Here is a 1,196-nt window from a genome sequence, read left to right on the forward strand (position 1 = left end):
CCGATCCGACAAAAAACTTATTTTTTCTTTACATAACAGGTGCTTAGTTGATATTTCTTTGTTGTTTCCACTTCACTTTAGAGAAAAGATCTTTCTTCCCCATCATAAAAAGTCAAGCTAAAAACACTTTATCAACCAACTTATCCACAGAACGACGTATGTGGATAACTCTGTTAATTAAAGTAGATAAAACACGCGAAGCCTCATCATACTTGTACGTCAGCCGATTCATATCGTGTTTTAAACACAAACGAAATCGTCCGACATCATATGATGCGGATAAAAGTTTAGCTTTTGGGGATTCATGCTTCGCAGCATTATGAAAAGAGCGATGTGATTGGTTGCGAGAAGCAGGCGTTGAATCAAGCGGCGCATCCGTAGACGACTTAACAATTGTATACTAAATAAGTACTCAATCTATCGTCTTGTATTTGGTTGCGGGGGCCGGATTTGAACCGACGACCTTCGGGTTATGAGCCCGACGAGCTACCAAGCTGCTCCACCCCGCGTCCGAGTGCTTCATCTTCGTTGATGATGAAGGCTTTGCTTTCATTTATAAAAAGAAACTGGAGCGACACACGAGGTTCGAACTCGTGACCTCAACCTTGGCAAGGTTGCGCTCTACCAACTGAGCTAGTGTCGCATTTTGTCACCGTTGAGCACGATGAGGGCTATATATTGGAGCGACACACGAGGTTCGAACTCGTGACCTCAACCTTGGCAAGGTTGCGCTCTACCAACTGAGCTAGTGTCGCATATTAACAGCAGTCGCTATTAATGGAATTTGGTTGCGGGGGCCGGATTTGAACCGACGACCTTCGGGTTATGAGCCCGACGAGCTACCAAGCTGCTCCACCCCGCGTCCGTATTGTGTCACCGTTAAGTACCGTGAGAACTATAAAACTGGAGCGACACACGAGGTTCGAACTCGTGACCTCAACCTTGGCAAGGTTGCGCTCTACCAACTGAGCTAGTGTCGCATTGGTTGCGGGGGCCGGATTTGAACCGACGACCTTCGGGTTATGAGCCCGACGAGCTACCAAGCTGCTCCACCCCGCGTCCGTATTGTGTCACCGTTAAGTACCGTGAGAACTATATAACTGGAGCGACACACGAGGTTCGAACTCGTGACCTCAACCTTGGCAAGGTTGCGCTCTACCAACTGAGCTAGTGTCGCATTGGTTGCGGGGGCCGGA

The 1,196-nt window shown here is 48.1% G+C and carries 7 tRNA genes; all 7 read right to left on the reverse strand.

The features are described 5' to 3' along the window. Positions 1 to 432: 432 nt before the first annotated feature. Positions 433 to 509 (reverse strand) — tRNA-Met (locus IQR33_RS22145). 58 nt (positions 510 to 567) lie between these two features. Further along, a tRNA-Gly gene (locus IQR33_RS22150) sits at positions 568 to 643 on the reverse strand. A 36-nt stretch (positions 644 to 679) separates the two neighbouring features. After that, positions 680 to 755: transfer RNA gene (locus tag IQR33_RS22155), tRNA-Gly, on the reverse strand. Positions 756 to 785: 30 nt separating this feature from the next. Beyond that, positions 786 to 862: transfer RNA gene (locus IQR33_RS22160), tRNA-Met, on the reverse strand. Positions 863 to 904: 42 nt separating this feature from the next. Beyond that, a tRNA-Gly gene (locus tag IQR33_RS22165) sits at positions 905 to 980 on the reverse strand. Between the two features lie 2 nt (positions 981 to 982). Next, a tRNA-Met gene (locus IQR33_RS22170) sits at positions 983 to 1,059 on the reverse strand. Between the two features lie 42 nt (positions 1,060 to 1,101). After that, positions 1,102 to 1,177 (reverse strand) — tRNA-Gly (locus IQR33_RS22175). Between the last annotated feature and the right edge of the window lie 19 nt (positions 1,178 to 1,196).

It is taken from the genome of Vibrio sp. OPT46 (genome assembly GCF_015163535.1).
Lineage (GTDB): Bacteria > Pseudomonadota > Gammaproteobacteria > Enterobacterales > Vibrionaceae > Vibrio > Vibrio alginolyticus.